The following is a 17,929-nucleotide window of genomic DNA, read 5'->3' on the forward strand; positions in this document are numbered from 1 at the left end:
AGGTTATTCATTTTTTCCATTCTTTAGGTTGTCTGACAAGATTTTTTTCATCCCAGACTGATTTTGTTTTAACAGTTCATGATAAAGCCTAAGGAAATTTTCAGCATTCAAAACTGTCTTTTCAACTGTTGAAAGAATGGGCATCAGCAGTTTTCCGGAAGCAGCATTCCAACTGGTAATCACACGGATAAGTTTGGGAATTTTGTAGATAAATCCTTTTATCTGATTCCATTCAAAACTTAACTTTTTACCGATTATTATTCCCCACTTCATTTCTTTAAAATTATTCAAAAACATCCTGTTTATAAGGCTTCAAAAGCCGTACCACAGAGCGTTTCATAGTATTAAACAGTCCCAAAAGCATGAATAAACAAAGCCTCTTCAGGGAAGCGCATTCTGTTTCATCCAAACATTCGGAAACACAATATCTATTTACATAAAAACACTGATATACAACACTTAATGAGTTTTACTATTTTTTTCCTGTAAAAGCAGAGTCTGAAAAACAGGATACCACATATAAAATTCTCATCAGATTATTATCATAAACACCTTGATAAAATTGAATGAAGTATTTAAAAAAGAAGTATTATCAGGAATATAACGATCAAAGAATTCACTGACAATATCAACAGGTGTCTTGCCATATCCGGAATTCTGTTATTTGTAATCGTTTCCTGTTTTACAATACGTCAACAGTTTAAATTTTTCACCTGAAAACCTTTATCAATAAGCATAAACTCATTCTTATCGGCTAAAATAAAAAAAAATGACTGACAGACAGTAAATTATCCCATAAAAGTGATTTTTTTAACAAATATTAAGTTAATTAAAACAATGGCTATCAAAGCCGTTGATAACATAAAAACAATTCCCTGTTTAAAGATATATTAATAAAAAAGTGGTTAAAAGCGTTATATAATGATATTTACACAACATTTGGTGTCTTAATTCCAGAATTTAAGATACCTTATAACCAATTATGTTAGCTTACTAATACGTTAATTTTTTTTAAAATAATAAAAACAGGATTGTAATTCGCTAAATTTTATATATTTGCAAAATAAAATGTTTGACAACTCAAATACTTTTCAATGATAAGCACAGAATTATTATTCTTAATAAACATCAATAAGCTACAGTCTGTAATTGCCAGAAAATTTGATTCTCTGAGCGTTCATGGCCTGGGATTCAATGACTTTGTTATTCTTTATGTGCTCTATTCTTCCTCTGAGAGTAAAATGAGAAGAATAGATCTTGCCGAAAAAATAGGTCTTACCGCATCAGGAGTTACCCGTTTATTGAATCCATTGGAAAAAATCGGACTTGTATCCAGAGAAAGCAACGAAAGAGATGCCCGTGTAAGTTATGTGGTCATCACTCCTAACGGTAAAAAGGTATTTGAAGAAGCTAAGCTAAGCGCAGAAAATATTACCAAAGAAATTCTTTCTTCCAAAAAAGGTAAATCTCTACGCATGGTCAATGAGCTTTTATTTGATTTAGGAGGAAATATACAATAATGAAAAGATGAAAAATGCATTAAAAAAACAACTAAGAGAAAGGGCAAAAGACCATACAACAACAATGGGAGTACTTGCTGTTACCAACATTTCAAACGGGAAAAAATACGTTCAGGGTTCTTTAAACCTGGAAGCACTGGTGAACAAGATGAAATTTCTGCTAAACGGAGGCATGTTTACAAATCCTCAGTTACAGAAGGAATGGACAGAATCGGGAAGTGATTCTTTTACCTTTGAGTTTGCCGTTGTTGTTCCGGATCAGAACAATGAATTTATCAACTACCGTAAAGAGGTTCAAAAGGCTGAACAGTCTTATATTTCCGGACTCATTACAGAATTATATTAAAGTGATGTCAAAAAAATATCTATCTCCAACTTTTGAGGCAGGTAAACATCTGTTTACTAAAAATATAAAAGGAGCCATCATTAATCTTAACCTCATCAAATTAAAGAAGGAAGCAAATTATTCAGAATATCCGGATCTGAAACCCAATGAGCAAACAAGTGGTTGGGATGCCTATCTTACTTATATCAGGGAAACGGAACCTTATTTAAAGGAAAGCGGTGGAGAAATTTTATTTATTGGAAAGGGAGACCAGTTTCTGATAGGTCCTGAAAGTGAATATTGGGATCTGTGTCTCTTAATCAAACAAAAAAGTGTTCATGATTTTTTCGGTTTCGAAAAAAATGAAGCTTATATGAAAATTATGGGACATAGAATGGCTGCGGTAGAAGATTCCAGACTTTTACCATTGGAAGAAGTATTATTAAATACACAAAGGGATTAAATGAAAACAGTCAAAATGAATGATGTGGAATTATGCTATGAGGTATTTGGCGAAAAAAATTCTGATGTCATTGTATTAATTCCCGGATTAGGAAGTCAGATGATCCGTTGGGATACCACATTCTGTGATCTGTTGGTTGAAAAAGGATTCAGGGTGATTCGGTTTGATAACAGAGATTCGGGGAGTTCTGTTTTTAATGCAAAAAGGGAAATTCCTGCTGATAAAAGCATTGAAGAGATTTTCGGGAATCTCAGTAAAGAAGGGATTCCTTATTCTTTAATGGATATGGCGAATGATGTTATTGGTCTTCTTAATCATTTAAATATTGAAAAAGCTCATATTGCGGGACGTTCCATGGGAGGAATTATTGCACAACTTTTAGGTTCCTATTATCCTGAAAGAGTTTTATCATTGACGATCATCATGTCTACTTCTATGAATCCTTCCCTTCCCAAACCTGATCCGGAAGTGATGGCTATGATGACACAGGTGTCTGCTGATCCTGTTCTTCAGAAAGAAGAGTATCTAAGAGAAAAGATCCGTTTTGCAAAAAAAATATCGGGTTCGGGATATATTTTTGATTCGAATCAGGAAAAAGCTTTGCTTGAAGAGGAACTTATACGCTCAAGAACCAAAAACGGAATTATCCGGCAGCTTTTAGCAATGGCTTCCTTTCAGTATAATCCTGAAGTGCCAAAGAAAATAACTGCTCCAACTTTAATCATTCACGGAACAGACGATCTGATCTTTCATCCTGATTGCGGAAAAGATATTGCGGATTCTATTCCGGGGACTGAATGGATTCTTATTGAAGGGATGGGACATTCTATTCCTGCTGACCTTTACAGTTTTATTGGTAACAGGATATCTGATTCAACAAAATAAAAAAGACTGTCTCAACATTTTGAGACAGTCTTCATTTTTAAATATCTGTTTCTATTCAGTATTTAATAATTCTTAAGGCACCAATGCAGAATCTTTGCAATGTTTTTAGCGTCATCTACTCCTCTGTGGTGGGTACCTTCTAAAGTCATACCCAGTTCCCCCAAAGCTCTGTTCATTCCGACACTTTTCCTGATTGTAGGATGAATTTCACCAAATAATGTCTTCACATTGATATGGTCATCACTCATTGGATAATCTGTGTAGAATCTTCTTGCCTGATTCTGAAGCATATTCAGATCGTAGTTTCCGTAGCTCGCCCAAGTCAGTTCCTCCGAATCATACTCTGCCCTTAGGATATCGAAAGCATCATCCAGCATAATGCCTTCATGATCCAGCATATTTTGGGTAATAGTAGTCAATTCCGTACAGAACGGACTTACTTTTGAATACTGGGGTTTTACTAAAATTCCTTCATTTTTAGAGATCTTACCTGTTTTTGCATTCATGATGCATACCCCGATTTCAATGATCTCACTTTCCTGACCTCTTGGCGGGCGGTTATCCCAACACGTTGCTTCAAGGTCTACTATTAATATATTTTCTGTTGTTTTCACTTGTCTAAAATTTAATTGTTAAAGATTGGAAGAGGATGCAGAAAGAAGAAATTTTTACTATTGTCTCATTTACTTCCAGCCTCCAGCATCTGTCCTCCAGTATTTGAAATTGACTATTTACAGAATCTTACTTAAAATTCTGGCTGTATTATAAGCATCGTCTGCTCCGCTGTGGTGGGTGCCTTCAAAATCCATATTCAAATAATGTAAAGCTCTTTTAAGCCCTATTTGTTTATGCAATTTGAAATGTCTTTTAAATTCATGCATCACATTCATATAATTTTCTGAAAAAGGATTGGTTATCCCGAGCCAGTCACATTGTTCTATGATCTGCTCTCCGTCGAAGTTTCCATATCCTGCCCAGGTAAGCGGTGCAGAATGGTATTGATCTCTGATTAATTCACAGGCTTCTTCGAAATAGATTCCTTTTTCTTCTATCAGTTGCGGCGTAATTCCGGTCAATTGTGTACAGAATCTGTTGATTTCTGACCGTTCCGGAATGACATAGATGCTTTGTTTCTGGGAAATTGCTTTTGATGTTAAGTTTAATTTGCAAATTCCTATTTCTATAATATCGACCTGTTGCCCAATGGGAATTATGTCGTTTTCCCAACATGTAGCTTCCAGATCGATGATTATCATCTCATTGGTTGTTTTCATGATTTTTTTAGAAATGAGAAGCTAGAGGTTAGAAGTGAGTCAGGTTTATACTTCTCATATCCTCAAGCTTCATTTTCATCGTTAATTGTTAATTTCTGGGAGCAAATGGAGGTGTCCATTTTTTCCTCTTCATTATTTCCTTGACTTCCTCGTAGGAAACCGGATAAAAATTGTGGCAATCTACCCCAACGTCAAAACTGAGTGCCATCTCATCATCCGGTAGAGTTCCGTGTGAATGGCCGTATAATTGCCAGACCCCGCGGTGTGAACCATTCCACGTACGCATGGCGTAATGGAAAAGAATGATTTTCTGTTTACCATTACTTTGATCTGCTTCATCAATTCTCAGTTCGTGGTAATCTCTGATGGAAGCAAATCGTTTGGGATAAGTGAGAGCCGCTCCTTCATGATTGCCTTTGATCAGGTGGATATTGCCATGTAACCGGTCTAAAACCTCTTTTGTAAAATCCGGTTTGCCTAAACTCATGTCTCCTAAGTGGTAGACTGTATCACCGGGCTCAACTTTCTCGTTCCATCTTTTAATGAGTTCTTCATTCATATGGTCCAGTGATTCAAAAGGTCTTTCTGAAAACTTTATAATATTCTCGTGACCAAAATGATGGTCTGCTGTAAAAAATATATTGGGTTTCATTTTTTTAATTGTTTTTTTCTTTTTAAAACCACCCCGTCAAAAATTCTTTGAATTTTCGCCACCCCTCCAAAGGATGGGAATTGTCTCACTTTCATGAGTCCTATTTCTCTTTAATACAATGAAGTGTTTTCGTTCTTCTGACTTTGATGGTTACTTGTTATACATGAAAAAGTTTCGGTAAAAAATTACCGAAACTATACTTTAAGAGTCATCAACTCTTCTTTTATAAAATCAATGACTAAAGAATTCAACTTTTTGTTGATCCTTTTCTGCTCTTCTTTTTCAATAGTGGCAAAAGCTTCCGGGAAGTCTTTCTGGAAATCCTCTAAAATATCCTGTGAAAAAAGACCTATTACCTTACCTATCATTTTAGGTTCGAATTCGCCAATTTTGCTTATCACATTATTCAATCTGTTGGCTGTAGCATATTTTTGGATTTCCTCCCAGATTTCCTGAGCTTTTTCGCTGAAGTGAATCTGTTTCTGAACAGTTTTACCCTCTTTTTTAACCATTTTTGATTTTTCTACCCATTTTTCATTCTTATTTTTAAGAATAATTCTGGCTCCGTTTCCAAAGTATCTGGTTTTCAAAGTTTTTACAATGGTTCCTTCACACCTATTGTCTTCCAATTCGGGTAATCCCAGCCAAGCAGGAATTTTTGAATTGAAAACATTAGGGAATTTCAAAGCTTCTTCAAGACTTCCCTGAAACAAAATTTTAGCATAGAAAAATCCTGTCTCTTCAAAAATCTGATTGACCACTTCTGTATGCAAATAGGTAATTCCATTCAGTTTAATATCGAAAGCGTAAAATTCGTTGTGAGGGGCATATTCAATACCTTTCTGTACTTTTACAGCATCTTTTACGGGTTCTACTTCTTTATGTTGGTAACCACCACCGAACAATTCACCGTAGATCACTACAGTTCCTACATTCGGGTACATGGCTTTCACTTTTTGAAACACTTCTATTACATTTTTTCTGTAGCGTTCCAACATCTGACGGGCATTGAAAAATTTCTCATCTTTTTCGATGAAAGCAGTTCTCTTTGCGATTTTAATTTCCTTTCCGTCGGTAAAGAAAGAGAAATTAGCTCCGTGAACTTTTTCCTGTACGATGAAAACCTCATCCCCAAAACCTTGCATTCTGATCTGTTCGATCACACGGGCCTGGTAAGCATTTTCTATAGCGTTATATGTTTTAAAAATCATTTTGTTTAGTTTTTAATCATTTCTGATTCGTTTTGCTGCATCTGGGTAATATGTCTTCGAGCATGGAGTGACAGAAAATAAATATATTCATATACATTAATTTTCCCCAGGTCATTCACTGTCATTGTCGTTTTATACAAGAGTCCTTCGCCATTTTTCATTACTTCAAGATAGTGTACGCATTGAAAATATTGTTGGTTTATTAAGCTTCTTATTTCATCTAAGCTTAATTCTCCTTTCGGCTCCATATGTTCTGGTCTTATCCATTCAAAGGCACCGTGCTCCCCTACTTTGTCAAAATTTTCTTTATTGAAACTGTAGTTTTTTATTTCAAATTCCAGATCAAGATCTAAAGAATTCTTCATTGCTTTTTTGGACCCTTTTTCGATAAGGATGAGCAGATAAAAATTCGTAAGATAAATGTGTTCTAAAATCTGCTGAATCGTCCAGCCTCCGTTTGAAGGCTGATGATTCAACGTTTTTTTATCTTTTTGAAACCATCCGTCTACATTATCAAATGTGAGCTTCAGATGTGCTTTTATATCTTCAATAAATCTTAAAATGTCCATTACAATTCTTTAAAGTTTTGCAGCAGGTTTAGGATATTTTCCTTTCCTACCGGATTCATGGAGTGGCAATAGAATTTCGGAAGGTCCAGATAATGATCCATACAATATTCTACCAGCCATTTGGCGCAGTCGTATCCTGTTTTCTCAACAAATTCCTGAGAATTCTGTTTCAAATAGTGTTCGTCTGCAAGATCATGGTCAAAAGATATCATTTCCGGGAGTCCTTTTTCCAAGATCCTGTTGACAAACTGTTCGTAATTCCGAACAATGTGCCAGTCACTTCTGAGGAAAATTTCCTGTTGGGTATAATGATAAGCCTCGATCGGGTATCTTATATCATCCAGAAATAATAATCTTTTTGTTTTTTCCATGAGTTAATTTTTATAGTTTTTAAGCTTCCAGCTTTATTACACCATCATATCAGCACAGTTGGAACTTGCGAAAGCGTAAGGTTTTGCTTTAAACACATATCCCATTCCCAGAATATAACCCATGGCATCTTTTAATGCTACATTGGATTTAAAATCCGGGTCGGTATTAATGTCTGCGTGTACCTCCATTTCTACACCATAAGCATCCAGCACAGAACAAATCGCGTATGCAATTTCAACGGATTTGTTGACTTCATTCAGCATTCGCTCCTTGATACTGATACTCTGTATTTCTCTTTCTTTTCTAATAAAGGTAAACGCTCCTTTTCCCTCACGAATAAACACTACTGCCGTAGCATAGTTGATGGCATCTCCGTATACATGAGAGTCTGATCCCACACATACTTTCAGACGGTGTCCGTTGGCCTGTTCGCGAATGATGGCTTCTTCTACCAGCTGTGTGATAGAGTGCTGGAAAATTTTTCCACTCATATTCTGCCATGTTTGTTGTTGCGTTTCCATTTTTTCTACATGTTTTAAATTTTGTTTTAAATTAATTTCTGAATTGTGAATCGTCAATATTTTTAAATTCATTTGCAAAGCAAAATTCACTATTGACTATTCACTTTGCACTCCGAACCGGACTCGAACCGATACCATCAGTTTTGGAGACTGAGATGCTGCCATTACACTATCAGAGTAAAATTGTTGATTCATTAGGACTCGAACCTAAACTCCAAGAATCAAAATCTTGTGTGCTGCCAATTACACTATGAATCAATTTTATAATTGATAAATGTTGATTGATAATTGATGAAGTGCTCAGCAATCATTGATCATTAATCTCTTATCATTTATGTTTTTGTACGGGAAGAGGGATTCGAACCCTCAAAAGCTTGATCCTAAATCAAGAGTGTCTGCCATTCCACCATTCCCGCAGTTTTTTTATAAGTAATGAGTAATTGGTAATGAGTAATATTTTTATTTTCATTATTACTCACTGTTCTTCAATCACTTATATCCTGTACCTCTCCCCAGATTCGAACTGGGACTTTACGGGGTTTAAAGCCGTTTTCTCTGCCAATTGGAATAGAGAGGCGTATCTTATTAGTAATGAGTAATCGGTAATTCTTAATGAAAATCCATGGGTATTTACTTATTGCTCATTACTTATTACTCATAGTATATCTAGGTTTGAGAAAGCTCTGTCTGATAATAAACTATGCCTGTTAGTGTTTGTAAAGATCTTCTGCGCTTGACAAACCTTTCTCATTTCCTAATGTATTTTGTTTAAAAAAGTAAAAGGCTGTTTGTTTTTATTGACTAAAGATCTTCTGCTCTCGACAGTCCTTTTTCTCTTTTCTTCATTTTTTTGCGTGAATGGTAACTGGCCAATTTTTTCAATAAAATCTGAACTTTCATGGTATTAAATCAATTCAATATTGACCAGCTATTCACATCCAGTACTCTATAAGGGAATCGAACCCTTGTTTTCTGCTCGAAAGGCAGGCGTCCTCACCGTTAGACGAATAGAGCATTAATCCACAAACCAGGAATCGAACCTGGACAACAAGAGTACATTTCCTGCATGCTGCCATTACATTATTTGTGGTTGGTGGAAGTAGTAGGATTCGAACCTACTCAGCAATGAAGCAACAGATTTACAGTCTGCCCCGACTCTCCAACTTCGGCGTACTTCCGGATTTTTTTGAGCAATTAATCATATTCATAAGTAATTCCTCATTTTACCATTAAAAAGAAAAGGTCTGTCTTTATATTGAATGTTTGGTTAAAGATCTTCTGCGCTCGACAGCCTTTTTCTTTTATTAATAAAGGATATTCTTTGCTATAGATGATAAAAGATCAATGATAAAAGATTCTTATATTTCCTATAGTTTTTACTTTGAGATGGCTATGGGATTCAAACCCACTCAGTTTACACAACGGTTTTGCAGACCGCCCCGACTCTTCCACTTCGGCGAACCATCAGATTAAAAATAAAGTCTGTCTAAAATTGTTTGATATAAGAACTTCTGCGCCTGACAAACTTTATTTTACCTAAAAATTTATAAATGATATTCTTTAACTTTTAATTAATCTTGAGAGAAGAAAAGCCTGTCTCTATTTTTCGTGTTTGGCGTAAAGATCTTCTGCTCTCGACAAACTTTTACTTTTTCTCCTGAAACAATTAACAATTAGTTACTGTAATTCCGGAAGGACTCGAACCTTCAACCTTCGGTGTATCAGACCGACACTCTAACCACTTGAGCTACGAAATCATTTGTATTCCATAAGGGGATCGAACCCTTGTCGTCCGGTAGAAAGCCGGATGCACTTGCCACTATGCTAATGGAACAAATTGTCTGGAAAGCAAGATTCGAACTTGCGACCTCCCGCGTCCAAGACGGGTAAACAACCACCGTTATCTTTCCAGCTTTGGGGTTCACTTCTGTTTCTTTTCCGGGAGACAGCCGGATGGGAAATTTTCCATGAACCTTTTGTGATTCCGAGAGGATTCGAACCTCTAACCCTGGGTTTAGAAAACCCATGCTCTGTCCAGTTGAGCTACGGAACCGTTTTTTGTAATCCCAGAAAGATTTGAACTTTCAACCCCCGGTTTAAAAGACCGGTGCTCTAACCATTTGAGCTATGGGATTATTTTAAAGTCGTGAATAGTCAATAATCAATTCGCTTCGCTTGTCAATTTTAAAATTCACATTCTTTGTAATCTCAGAAGGACTCGAACCTTCAACCTTCGGTGCCGTAAACCGACGCTCTATCCAATTGAGCCATGAGATTTTCTCCTTTGGGTATCTCCGGGGATCGAACCCTGTTCTCCGGTTCCACAGACCGGCGCTTTACCAAATAAGCTAAAGAAACCATAAAAAAAGCGCCTCTTTTCGGGAGGCGCTTCATATATTTAAACGTAAGAGATCATTAGCTGACCCACGTATATAAGCACCTTTTATCCACAATTTCACTTTCAAGAATACATGCAACACCTGTCGGCTTCTGTCCGAATAGTCTTGAATATTGATTGAATATGTTGTGTAACTGTTTCATTTTATTTTTGTTTGTTTCTAAATTATTTTTAACTGAATCCTGAAAACCTGTTGCTTTCAATTTTCGGTTGCAAAGTAAATATGAATTTTTGGAATCCGCAAATAAATTTTTAACTTAAAATATTGATAATCAATTTATTATATGTTATTTTTAGCATAGAGAATTTCTGTCCGCAATATTTTGCAGATATCTTAATTACCTAAATGACTGTCTCTCACCGGGTTGCTTATCACTCTATTTTATCGTATTAAAGTTTCATTGTTTATTAAAAATTTTTCATGTTTATGGTTATTTTTTTTCATTCTAAATAATTTCTGACCTACAAAACAAAAAACGCCTCGGTTTTCCGAGGCGTTTCTGTTGTATTTTGATTAATTTTTTACAAGTTTACAGTAAATAATTTCCAAAGTTAGCACATTTCGCCTCATTCCATATCACCTCATCATACCCGAATAATCCTTTATTAGAAGGACTTTCGCATAGTTCTGCATTGATATGTGCTCTTTGTATTGTCATAATTTTCTGTTGCAAAGATAAATCTTTTTTGATATTATTTTATAATATTCACAATTTTGGGAAAGTTTTAGATAAGCAAAGGGACATAAAGGAATCAATTAAATTTTGATTTGATAAAGCTGAATTTTCTTTAATTTTTAAATTCTTGAATCTTTAAAATTTAATTCCTGAACATTTTATTTCTTGCTGTTTTGAACCTTGAAATATCTTTCAGAATCACTTCATCATTGGGATTAAAAAATTTCAGTTCATTGACAATTTCAGAACGGGTATTTACTTTTTCAGCAATGATTTCGTAAGCTATATTTCTTGTTACGGCATGCAGTTCCTGAGATTTTTTAAATTCATATTTCATAGCATCAAGATAAGTAATCTTTTTATTGTCTGGAGTTTTTTCGTATAAATTCATAATTTCTGATTCCAGCTTTTTAATATCAAAGATATTGGCGAAGTAGTTATTCAAACAATTGAAAGCATCTTTATCTTCTTCCCATCCTTTCAACAGCACTTTCTGGGCTTCTTCTGTTTTTTCCATTTTTTTACGGTAGACTAAAGAGGCTTTCACCATCTGATTATTTCCTGTATAATCATCTGCTACCAGCTGGTAATAGTGATGGGCATTCTTAAGATCATTGATTTCTTTATAAAGATCTCCCACTTTTTCTTTCTGCTCCATTTCTTTATAAAGCTCAATAGCTTTTTTATGCTGTTTTGCATTTTCATAGCAAACCGCAGCATCGGATTTATTATTCAGTTTTTTAAGATATACTACCGCTGCTTCATTATAAAGCCCTCCATTTTCAAGTGTTTTTGCACCTCTGTAATTATCCTGCAGCAGGTTCATATAGACTCTTGCTGCTTTTTTATAATCTTTTTCGGCTATGTATTTTTCGGCAAGTTCTTCATATTTGCTCCTGATCTTGTCAAAGAGTGAATTTTCCAGATAGAAATTACTGCTTCCGCTGCCTTTTCTTCCAACTGAGTTTCTGTTATTTTGCTCCTTATCTTTTAAAAAAGTGATCACAATAAGGATAATAAAGGCTACAATTAAGAAAATACCCAATGTTCCCACTACGCTCCAGAAACTTTCATGGAACAGCTGGGCTACAATTCCGACAACCTTAAACATGGCCAACAGTACGAATGCTGCCATAAATTTGTCTATAAATTTCTGTCTATTCATCATCATCGGAATTTAAAATGGTTTTATCTTCTCTGAAAAGACGGTAAAGAAGTAACAGCACACCAATTACCAGAATCCACACAAACCAGTTGTACCCAAACATTTTAACCAGCGGATAAAATAAATATACAAGCATAGCTACAAGAATGGCAATTAAAACAAACTTTACCCAGCCTGGTACATTGTCTCCGCCAAGATTTAACGATTTATTTTTAAACAGGAATGAGTATAATCCCACTCCAGCAATCATCAGGATTACCATATACAGAATATCTGAAACGGGAGTTTCTTTTTTTAAAGGAGTTCCTTCTGAACCCACTCCTTTTACTTTAGACTTGTCAATTGACACAGAAGAAGGATCTACGATATCCAGTGTACCGTAAAGTTTCCCTAGTGAATCAGCCATCAATGCCTTCCTTTTTTTGAGAAGGTATTTTACAACATCATCATTCACCGGTTTTCCTTTAGTATATTGCTTTAGAGAATCTGAAATGTTACGTTTCAGATTTTCAGTTTTTTGTTCAAGATGTTTTGTGATTTTTTTGGTGTAAATGGTTTTAAGAGAATCTCTGCTTTGTTTTTCTTTATTAACAAGCTTTTCGATATCTCTTCCTATTTCGCTTACATCTCTTCCGCCACCTTTTTTATAGTTTTCTTTGTCTTCTTTTGTTTTGGATTCAATGATTCCTGCATGAATAAGCTCTTTGGATAATCCCTTTCTCTGCTGGTGATACATTGAATCTATTTTAAGATCAATTTCCGACGTCCCGGACTGGAAAGCAATTATATCAGAAGGTGCTTTTGCTGCATTATTTGCTATCTTTCCTGAAGAAGGAGTATTTTCATCCTGTTCCGAACTATTTTTATCTGAAGGTAATGCAATCTTTAAAACGATAGCGGCAATAATGACTGCCCAGAATACTCTGCGAAAATTTCTGGTTCCTGCACTTTCCTTTTTGCCTCCTGCACCGCCACCAAATAATCCTTCCAGCCAGGTAAACTTACCAAATCCATCACCTCTGGAAGTTCCCATTACGTCCAGGGAAACACCTAAATCTACTGCTCTTTCAGGGTATTTTTCAATATATTTTAAGTATTTTTCTATTTCTTTTTTATTTCCGGCCATTACTTTTTTAAGATCAAACGGCAGGTTGTTCATCCATTCTTCTTCGGTTTGTTTTGGTTGTAATGCTTCCATTACTTTTTCATCATCCATTTCCACCGTGTAGCTTTCTATTTTCTGAGGGATTGAAACTCCGTTCAGAGGCTTTCTGATGGTTTCATTTATGGTTTCAGGCTGTTGAATTAATGAGATCCAGTCGATTTCTTCAGAGAGTTTTACCAACCCGAATTCGGGATGCATAATCAGAAAACGTGAATCAAGCTGTGCCCAGTCTTCAGGATTTATTTTGGGATAAAAGGTTGTATTTTCAGGGATAAAAAGCCTGTCATCCACACTTTGAAAATAAGCATTCCTGCCTATTTCATGCGGAGCATAATCATTAAAAATGAGAAAACAACCGTACAGCACATTGGGACTGTCTGCCGGAATGGCAAAAGATTTTACCTGACTTAAATTAATACCAAGGATTTCCATTTCCTGAAGCCATACCACAGGTGAAGAACCTTTGATTAAAAGTCCTTTTTTGGGATAATTATTTTTCGGGAAAGGTTTTATTCTAAGCTCCATAATCCAAAATCTGTTCTATAAACGGTTTTAAAAACCTGTCACACATATCATCCATTGTTTTTACTTTCAACAGGGCATGTTCCGGAAGATAATATTCTGATCCTCCGAATTCCGTATAGGTAGCTAACGAGAGAAAACCACCTAATGTAGATGGAATAAAGAATTCTTCGATACTCTTATTACTGCTTCGGAACGTCAGCATTCCCCGAGAGTCGGTGATGATTTCACTTCCGTCAGGAAATGTAAATTTATTTTTATTCTGCTCTGCGAAAATTTTGATATCAAATTTATTTTTGGAAAAATCAAGTGTATTTTCCGTAGCACTGTATAGTTCATTTCCAGAAACAACGAGGTTATTATACTTGTTGATTCCTATTTTATTGAAATTATTGATGACCTTCAGTCCACTTCCTTTCAACCTGGCAACTTCTGCTTCTGCTTTTATATTATTTTTTTCAAATTCTTTATCCTTTCCGGTAATAGGCTCTACAGAAATGTTCCCATCAATATTGATTTTGTAATGGGTAGGGTTGTCCGGATGATGAAGATAAAAATTCCGTCCAAAATAAATCAACCGGTAAGACTCCAGAATGTTCATCCCTGTAAGATTCTGGTCAGAATATTCTCCGGTATTAAGATTAAGTTTTAAAATAAGTTTCTGTTCAGGATGGTACTGACACAGAATAAAGTGTTGCTGTCTGTTTTTTGCCAAGGCAAACTGTCCTTTGGGTTTTATGGAAATTTTATCAAACAAAACTTCACAGCCATGAAATGTTTTATAATAATCGTAAGAATGTCTGTCGTAATAATTATCAGAAAGGTAAGTTTTCAGTAATTGCTTTTTTGAACTCAAAATGAAAAATTCTCCTTCATATAAGAACTTAGCAATCTTATTAACCGGCGTTGGAAATAAAATCGGATAGTTTTGCGGAAGATCTGTTTTCTTTCCGTTGAAGTTCTGAACAGATTGTTTTTGTTGCGGCGGATTGGCCCACAGCTCCTGCAATGGAAGTTTTATTTTCTGGATATGCTTTCTTGCTCCTTTATGATGTTTGTAAAAATTGATTTCACCATCTGAAGCCGTTGTTACCAAAAACTTCAATTTATCCCTATTCTGATGTACAACCCGCTGAATTTCCTCATCAGCCATATTATCCTGATGGGTAATGAAGAACACTTCAATATCTTTTTGTGAATGATGTTCGTTAAAAAACTTCTCCAGTGCTTCCGAAACTTCCAGAACCGGACTTACCTGGTTAAGATTTTCCACCACTTCTTCCACTTTGTTCAGTGAAATCGGAATTGCTGCCTGCCCTAAAGCAAGAACTTTACATTCAGAATGAGCTTTGGGATGTTTAATAATGGCTATTGCAGAGGCATAAGCCAATACTTTTGGTGTTCCCCAGTTTCTAAGGGAAGTATCAATCAGGATAATTCTTTCAAAAATATTTTCTTCAGGCGGAATCTCTCTTTGAATATAAAGTGCTTCGTTATTGGCAACACGATTTATAAAGACATCATCTTCATTGGCAAATTCGGAAAGAAGCATTCTGTGAAAATCTCCTTTATTGGTCATATCGGAAATTCCTCCAATGGGTTGCTCTCCGGGAGAAAGATGACGCATTGGAATTTTAAGGCCGCTCCAGATTCTTTTGATCAGGCTTCCTATCTGAAAAGTCTTGGGTTCATCAATTAATTCTTTGATAAAATCTTTATGGCTATCTGCAGTTGTCTCTTCTTCTACCACCTCATCCTCCAATTCCGGCTCATGAACCAATCCTTTCATGGCATCAATAATGGATTGCACCGTAGGAAATTTTTCATTGAGATTCAAAGCGCTCAGATCTTTGTTTAAAGCTATTGAACCTTCGTCTTGTTTTTCTGCACTGATCGCTAGTTCCTGCGGTCGTTTATAATAGATCTTTAAATAAATATCCGCATGAAGAGAGGCCACCCTGTTATGACTATTGTTGAACAAAGTCTGGAGCAATACAATTCTGTTCTGTTTCTCCTTATAAACTTTGGGTAGTGATTTTATTTTTTCAAGGAACTCAATTTGCTTTTCCGCGTTGAACTCAAAATCTTCACCGCTATAAAACTCAGCTGTACGTCTTAGCGGGCCTGCAAAGTCCGTATATCCATCCTGCATCGCATACAAAACCATAAGCAATGCCCCGAACGGAGGCCATCCCTGCGGCTGAAGCTCTTTCAGTATCTCCATTAGATAAGGCCTGTAAGCTATGGCTCCTACTCCGGGAATGGAGAGGAGATTGTTTTCATGATAACCGGAATCACCGGGAACATCTTCATCAGTTTTCCATTCCCAAAAATAATTTTCATAGGACTGGAAATAAGCCTTTAATTCCATTCTCTTAATTTTTCTGTCAGGCGGAATGAGCTTACGGATAATGGACGGAAGTCTGTTTCTTTTATTGAAAGATAATTCCCATTTCCATCCCACAGCAGCCATCCTTCCTCTTGATTATATTTTTGCTGCAACAGTGTGCTTAGGTTTTTAAATTCAAAATCCAGACCTGCAGGCAATAAATGTCTGTCCTTTGTCCAGTAGGTCTTTCCGGGAAAGCTCAATAATGGAGTTCCCATAAACAGGGCTTTATCGCCCAGAACTGTCCATTTTATTTTTTCAAGCTTAAACTTCGGTAGTGCAGCGATACTTTCTTTAATATCGGCAATGTTGCTCAGCAAAGCGATAACCGAATGTTCTTCATTGCTTTCTTTTAGTTGTATCCGAACCTGTTCATGAATCCCAAAATAGTTTTGGTTTGAAGGGGGAAGACTAAGCTGCAATGCTTTGTCTATCGGAATCCAGAGCAAAGCTGTCCGCATTTTTTTACTCGGAACCAAAGCCTCTTTTCTGAATAAAAGTCCATCACGAAGTTCATACAGAATAAAGTCCGGCAATTGTTGTATTTCCGGAGCTGCCGCCTGTTCCTCGATAAAGCCTTTCAGCCAGATCGTTTCATCCTCTACAGCAATCTGAATATTCTTCCAGTCTCTGATGGAACCCAGAAAATCTTCATCAGCACGGGGAATTTCCGCCCAGAATTCTTTTAAACGCTTTGAAGAATCTTCTGCCATAAGCTTTCAATTTCTTGCTGGATATATTGTTTTTGCTCCGGATTTCTGATCCAGTCGCAACGGGTCTGCAGGTATCTCAATTTATCTTTTATTACATTCTGCTCTTCAAAACTTAATGTTCCTTCATTCCATTTTTCTACAAGAATTTTTACGTCTTTCATAACTTCTTCAGGATTGGGAGTTTTGTTCTGCATGGCCTGTGGATGTGAATCCGGATGATCATCCTTCTCAATCGTCCTGTTGATAATTCCTTCCAGAATTTCAATCTGTTCTTCGGTATCCCAGATATGCTTTAACACCCACAAATCAGAAAGTACGGCTTCTTTTCTTCCGCAGATCAGGGCGCTTGCTGCAATCAGATTCTGAAGTTTCACCGCTCTACGGTCTGAAATAGCAATCCCTGTATTTCTGAGGCTCATAATTGTGTTCAGATAGACTTCATAAATGGGTTTAAGATCTATGGTTCTACACAAACTCTGAAGCTGTCTGATTTCATCAGCATGGATTTCCGGAACTTCTGTTTTTTCTTCGTTTTCCAGTTTTCTTCCGGCCAAAAGTACCTGTTGTAAGAGTTCGGGATTGACATAGTCTACATTAATTCTTACCAGAAAACGGTCAAATAATGCATTGAGTGCTTCATCTTCCGGAAGAACGTTACTTGCTCCTACAAACATCAGTGCAGGAAGATGCTTGGTTTCTTTTCCTCTTTTAAATATTTTTTCGTTGAGTGCTGTCAGAAGGGAATTCAAAATAGCCGAGTTCGCATTGAAGATCTCATCAAGAAAAACCAAGGAAGCTTCGGGCATCATTCCTTCCGTATTGGTCAAAAGTTCACCTTCTTTCAGTTTTCTGATATCAAAAGGTCCGAAAATCTCGTTCGGTTCTGTAAAACGGGTTAACAAATATTCGAAATTCTTTCCGTCCTTCACTGTTTTGGCCAGTGTTCTGACAATCGCAGATTTTGCCGTACCCGGAGGTCCGTATAAAAATGCATTTTCTCTTGCCAACAGGCATATTCCTAAAAGGTCTACGACATCATTTTTACCTACAAAAGTATCTTTTACGTAGTTAAGGACTGTATTTAGCTGATTTATATTCTGGTTCATTG

Annotated in this window: 18 protein-coding genes and 14 tRNA genes; 4 read left to right on the forward strand and 28 right to left on the reverse strand. The window is 36.2% G+C overall.

Annotation, left to right across the window (positions count from 1 at the left end; all coding sequences use genetic code 11):
* Positions 1-3: 3 nt before the first annotated feature.
* Entirely contained in the window at positions 4-291 is a 288-nt protein-coding gene (locus tag A1704_RS18530; RefSeq protein WP_131797541.1) for a hypothetical protein, read from the reverse strand.
* A gap of 803 nt (positions 292-1,094) precedes the next feature.
* Between A1704_RS18530 and A1704_RS18535 the strand changes: the two genes are divergently transcribed.
* From A1704_RS18535 to A1704_RS18550, 4 genes are read left to right on the forward strand one after another with little or no spacing between them, the layout of a single operon-like run.
* Entirely contained in the window at positions 1,095-1,520 is a 426-nt protein-coding gene (locus A1704_RS18535) for a MarR family winged helix-turn-helix transcriptional regulator (RefSeq protein WP_062675537.1), read from the forward strand.
* 7 nt (positions 1,521-1,527) lie between these two features.
* Positions 1,528-1,866 carry a GIY-YIG nuclease family protein gene (locus A1704_RS18540; RefSeq protein WP_062675538.1) on the forward strand — a complete coding sequence of 113 codons (339 nt, stop codon included), beginning with the start codon at positions 1,528-1,530 and terminating at the stop codon, positions 1,864-1,866.
* 4 nt (positions 1,867-1,870) lie between these two features.
* Positions 1,871-2,308 (forward strand): DUF1330 domain-containing protein, encoded by a 438-nt coding sequence (locus A1704_RS18545; RefSeq protein WP_062675539.1) that lies wholly within the window; start codon positions 1,871-1,873, stop codon positions 2,306-2,308.
* Positions 2,309-3,193 (forward strand): alpha/beta fold hydrolase, encoded by an 885-nt coding sequence (locus A1704_RS18550; protein ID WP_062675540.1) that lies wholly within the window; start codon positions 2,309-2,311, stop codon positions 3,191-3,193.
* Between the two features lie 62 nt (positions 3,194-3,255).
* Here A1704_RS18550 and A1704_RS18555 read toward each other — a convergent pair whose 3' ends face one another.
* The 27 genes from A1704_RS18555 to A1704_RS18680 form a co-directional block, all read right to left on the reverse strand.
* Positions 3,256-3,807 (reverse strand): 3'-5' exonuclease, encoded by a 552-nt coding sequence (locus A1704_RS18555; RefSeq protein WP_062675541.1) that lies wholly within the window; start codon positions 3,805-3,807, stop codon positions 3,256-3,258.
* A gap of 117 nt (positions 3,808-3,924) precedes the next feature.
* Positions 3,925-4,467: a 3'-5' exonuclease gene (locus A1704_RS18560; RefSeq protein ID WP_062675542.1), complete on the reverse strand. Its 543-nt coding sequence runs from the start codon at positions 4,465-4,467 to the stop codon at positions 3,925-3,927.
* 88 nt (positions 4,468-4,555) lie between these two features.
* Positions 4,556-5,119 carry a metallophosphoesterase family protein gene (locus tag A1704_RS18565; RefSeq protein WP_062675543.1) on the reverse strand — a complete coding sequence of 188 codons (564 nt, stop codon included), beginning with the start codon at positions 5,117-5,119 and terminating at the stop codon, positions 4,556-4,558.
* 194 nt (positions 5,120-5,313) lie between these two features.
* Positions 5,314-6,330, reverse strand: coding sequence for an RNA ligase, Rnl2 family (locus A1704_RS18570; protein WP_062675544.1), 1,017 nt, complete (start codon positions 6,328-6,330; stop codon positions 5,314-5,316).
* A gap of 5 nt (positions 6,331-6,335) precedes the next feature.
* On the reverse strand, positions 6,336-6,899 hold the full coding sequence (locus A1704_RS18575; RefSeq protein ID WP_062675545.1) for a DinB family protein: 564 nt from the start codon (positions 6,897-6,899) through the stop codon (positions 6,336-6,338).
* Positions 6,899-7,270 carry a cyclic-phosphate processing receiver domain-containing protein gene (locus A1704_RS18580; RefSeq protein WP_082798830.1) on the reverse strand — a complete coding sequence of 124 codons (372 nt, stop codon included), beginning with the start codon at positions 7,268-7,270 and terminating at the stop codon, positions 6,899-6,901. The genes A1704_RS18575 and A1704_RS18580 overlap by 1 nt, the downstream gene beginning before the upstream one ends.
* Before the next feature lie 36 nt (positions 7,271-7,306).
* Positions 7,307-7,792: a ribonuclease H-like YkuK family protein gene (locus tag A1704_RS18585; RefSeq protein WP_062675669.1), complete on the reverse strand. Its 486-nt coding sequence runs from the start codon at positions 7,790-7,792 to the stop codon at positions 7,307-7,309.
* Positions 7,793-7,900: 108 nt separating this feature from the next.
* Positions 7,901-7,971 (reverse strand) — tRNA-Trp (locus A1704_RS18590).
* A gap of 7 nt (positions 7,972-7,978) precedes the next feature.
* Positions 7,979-8,050, reverse strand: a tRNA-Gln gene (locus tag A1704_RS18595).
* Between the two features lie 85 nt (positions 8,051-8,135).
* Positions 8,136-8,208: transfer RNA gene (locus tag A1704_RS18600), tRNA-Leu, on the reverse strand.
* An 87-nt stretch (positions 8,209-8,295) separates the two neighbouring features.
* Positions 8,296-8,369: transfer RNA gene (locus tag A1704_RS18605), tRNA-Leu, on the reverse strand.
* A gap of 365 nt (positions 8,370-8,734) precedes the next feature.
* Positions 8,735-8,806, reverse strand: a tRNA-Glu gene (locus A1704_RS18610).
* 77 nt (positions 8,807-8,883) lie between these two features.
* Positions 8,884-8,970, reverse strand: a tRNA-Tyr gene (locus A1704_RS18615).
* 206 nt (positions 8,971-9,176) lie between these two features.
* Positions 9,177-9,258: transfer RNA gene (locus A1704_RS24535), tRNA-Cys, on the reverse strand.
* A 217-nt stretch (positions 9,259-9,475) separates the two neighbouring features.
* A tRNA-Ile gene (locus tag A1704_RS18620) sits at positions 9,476-9,549 on the reverse strand.
* Positions 9,550-9,554: 5 nt separating this feature from the next.
* Positions 9,555-9,626: transfer RNA gene (locus tag A1704_RS18625), tRNA-Glu, on the reverse strand.
* Positions 9,627-9,632: 6 nt separating this feature from the next.
* Positions 9,633-9,704: transfer RNA gene (locus A1704_RS24540), tRNA-Pro, on the reverse strand.
* Positions 9,705-9,771: 67 nt separating this feature from the next.
* Positions 9,772-9,845, reverse strand: a tRNA-Arg gene (locus A1704_RS18630).
* An 8-nt stretch (positions 9,846-9,853) separates the two neighbouring features.
* Positions 9,854-9,927: transfer RNA gene (locus tag A1704_RS18635), tRNA-Lys, on the reverse strand.
* 68 nt (positions 9,928-9,995) lie between these two features.
* Positions 9,996-10,069: transfer RNA gene (locus A1704_RS18640), tRNA-Arg, on the reverse strand.
* An 8-nt stretch (positions 10,070-10,077) separates the two neighbouring features.
* Positions 10,078-10,145: transfer RNA gene (locus tag A1704_RS18645), tRNA-His, on the reverse strand.
* Between the two features lie 575 nt (positions 10,146-10,720).
* Complete coding sequence (locus tag A1704_RS18655) at positions 10,721-10,849, reverse strand: hypothetical protein (protein WP_062675547.1); 129 nt, start codon at positions 10,847-10,849, stop codon at positions 10,721-10,723.
* A gap of 160 nt (positions 10,850-11,009) precedes the next feature.
* Positions 11,010-12,002 carry a soluble NSF attachment family protein gene (locus tag A1704_RS18660; RefSeq protein ID WP_238590657.1) on the reverse strand — a complete coding sequence of 331 codons (993 nt, stop codon included), beginning with the start codon at positions 12,000-12,002 and terminating at the stop codon, positions 11,010-11,012.
* Between the two features lie 22 nt (positions 12,003-12,024).
* Positions 12,025-13,722, reverse strand: coding sequence for a hypothetical protein (locus A1704_RS18665; protein ID WP_062675548.1), 1,698 nt, complete (start codon positions 13,720-13,722; stop codon positions 12,025-12,027).
* Positions 13,712-16,090, reverse strand: coding sequence for a hypothetical protein (locus A1704_RS18670; RefSeq protein WP_062675549.1), 2,379 nt, complete (start codon positions 16,088-16,090; stop codon positions 13,712-13,714). Before A1704_RS18670 ends, A1704_RS18665 begins: the two co-directional genes overlap by 11 nt.
* Positions 16,081-16,821, reverse strand: a complete 741-nt coding sequence (locus A1704_RS18675; protein ID WP_062675550.1) for a hypothetical protein — start codon at positions 16,819-16,821, stop codon at positions 16,081-16,083. Before A1704_RS18675 ends, A1704_RS18670 begins: the two co-directional genes overlap by 10 nt.
* Positions 16,794-17,927, reverse strand: coding sequence for an AAA family ATPase (locus tag A1704_RS18680; RefSeq protein WP_062675551.1), 1,134 nt, complete (start codon positions 17,925-17,927; stop codon positions 16,794-16,796). Before A1704_RS18680 ends, A1704_RS18675 begins: the two co-directional genes overlap by 28 nt.
* Positions 17,928-17,929 lie beyond the last annotated feature (2 nt).

The organism is Chryseobacterium cucumeris (assembly GCF_001593385.1).
Taxonomy (GTDB): domain Bacteria; phylum Bacteroidota; class Bacteroidia; order Flavobacteriales; family Weeksellaceae; genus Chryseobacterium; species Chryseobacterium cucumeris.

Bases quoted from the DNA above. Each gene is read 5' to 3' on its own strand.
- A1704_RS18670 (WP_062675549.1), bottom strand. From the start codon at position 16,090: ATGGAATTAAAGGCTTATTTCCAGTCCTATGAAAATTATTTTTGGGAA.
- A1704_RS18660 (WP_238590657.1), bottom strand. From the start codon at position 12,002: ATGGCAGCATTCGTACTGTTGGCCATGTTTAAGGTTGTCGGAATTGTA.
- A1704_RS18675 (WP_062675550.1), bottom strand. From the start codon at position 16,821: ATGGCAGAAGATTCTTCAAAGCGTTTAAAAGAATTCTGGGCGGAAATT.
- A1704_RS18565 (WP_062675543.1), bottom strand. From the start codon at position 5,119: ATGAAACCCAATATATTTTTTACAGCAGACCATCATTTTGGTCACGAG.
- A1704_RS18535 (WP_062675537.1), top strand. From the start codon at position 1,095: ATGATAAGCACAGAATTATTATTCTTAATAAACATCAATAAGCTACAG.
- A1704_RS18560 (WP_062675542.1), bottom strand. From the start codon at position 4,467: ATGAAAACAACCAATGAGATGATAATCATCGATCTGGAAGCTACATGT.
- A1704_RS18550 (WP_062675540.1), top strand. From the start codon at position 2,309: ATGAAAACAGTCAAAATGAATGATGTGGAATTATGCTATGAGGTATTT.
- A1704_RS18585 (WP_062675669.1), bottom strand. From the start codon at position 7,792: ATGGAAACGCAACAACAAACATGGCAGAATATGAGTGGAAAAATTTTC.
- A1704_RS18665 (WP_062675548.1), bottom strand. From the start codon at position 13,722: ATGGAGCTTAGAATAAAACCTTTCCCGAAAAATAATTATCCCAAAAAA.
- A1704_RS18655 (WP_062675547.1), bottom strand. From the start codon at position 10,849: ATGACAATACAAAGAGCACATATCAATGCAGAACTATGCGAAAGTCCT.
- A1704_RS18540 (WP_062675538.1), top strand. From the start codon at position 1,528: ATGAAAAATGCATTAAAAAAACAACTAAGAGAAAGGGCAAAAGACCAT.
- A1704_RS18580 (WP_082798830.1), bottom strand. From the start codon at position 7,270: ATGGAAAAAACAAAAAGATTATTATTTCTGGATGATATAAGATACCCG.
- A1704_RS18575 (WP_062675545.1), bottom strand. From the start codon at position 6,899: ATGGACATTTTAAGATTTATTGAAGATATAAAAGCACATCTGAAGCTC.
- A1704_RS18570 (WP_062675544.1), bottom strand. From the start codon at position 6,330: ATGATTTTTAAAACATATAACGCTATAGAAAATGCTTACCAGGCCCGT.
- A1704_RS18545 (WP_062675539.1), top strand. From the start codon at position 1,871: ATGTCAAAAAAATATCTATCTCCAACTTTTGAGGCAGGTAAACATCTG.
- A1704_RS18680 (WP_062675551.1), bottom strand. From the start codon at position 17,927: ATGAACCAGAATATAAATCAGCTAAATACAGTCCTTAACTACGTAAAA.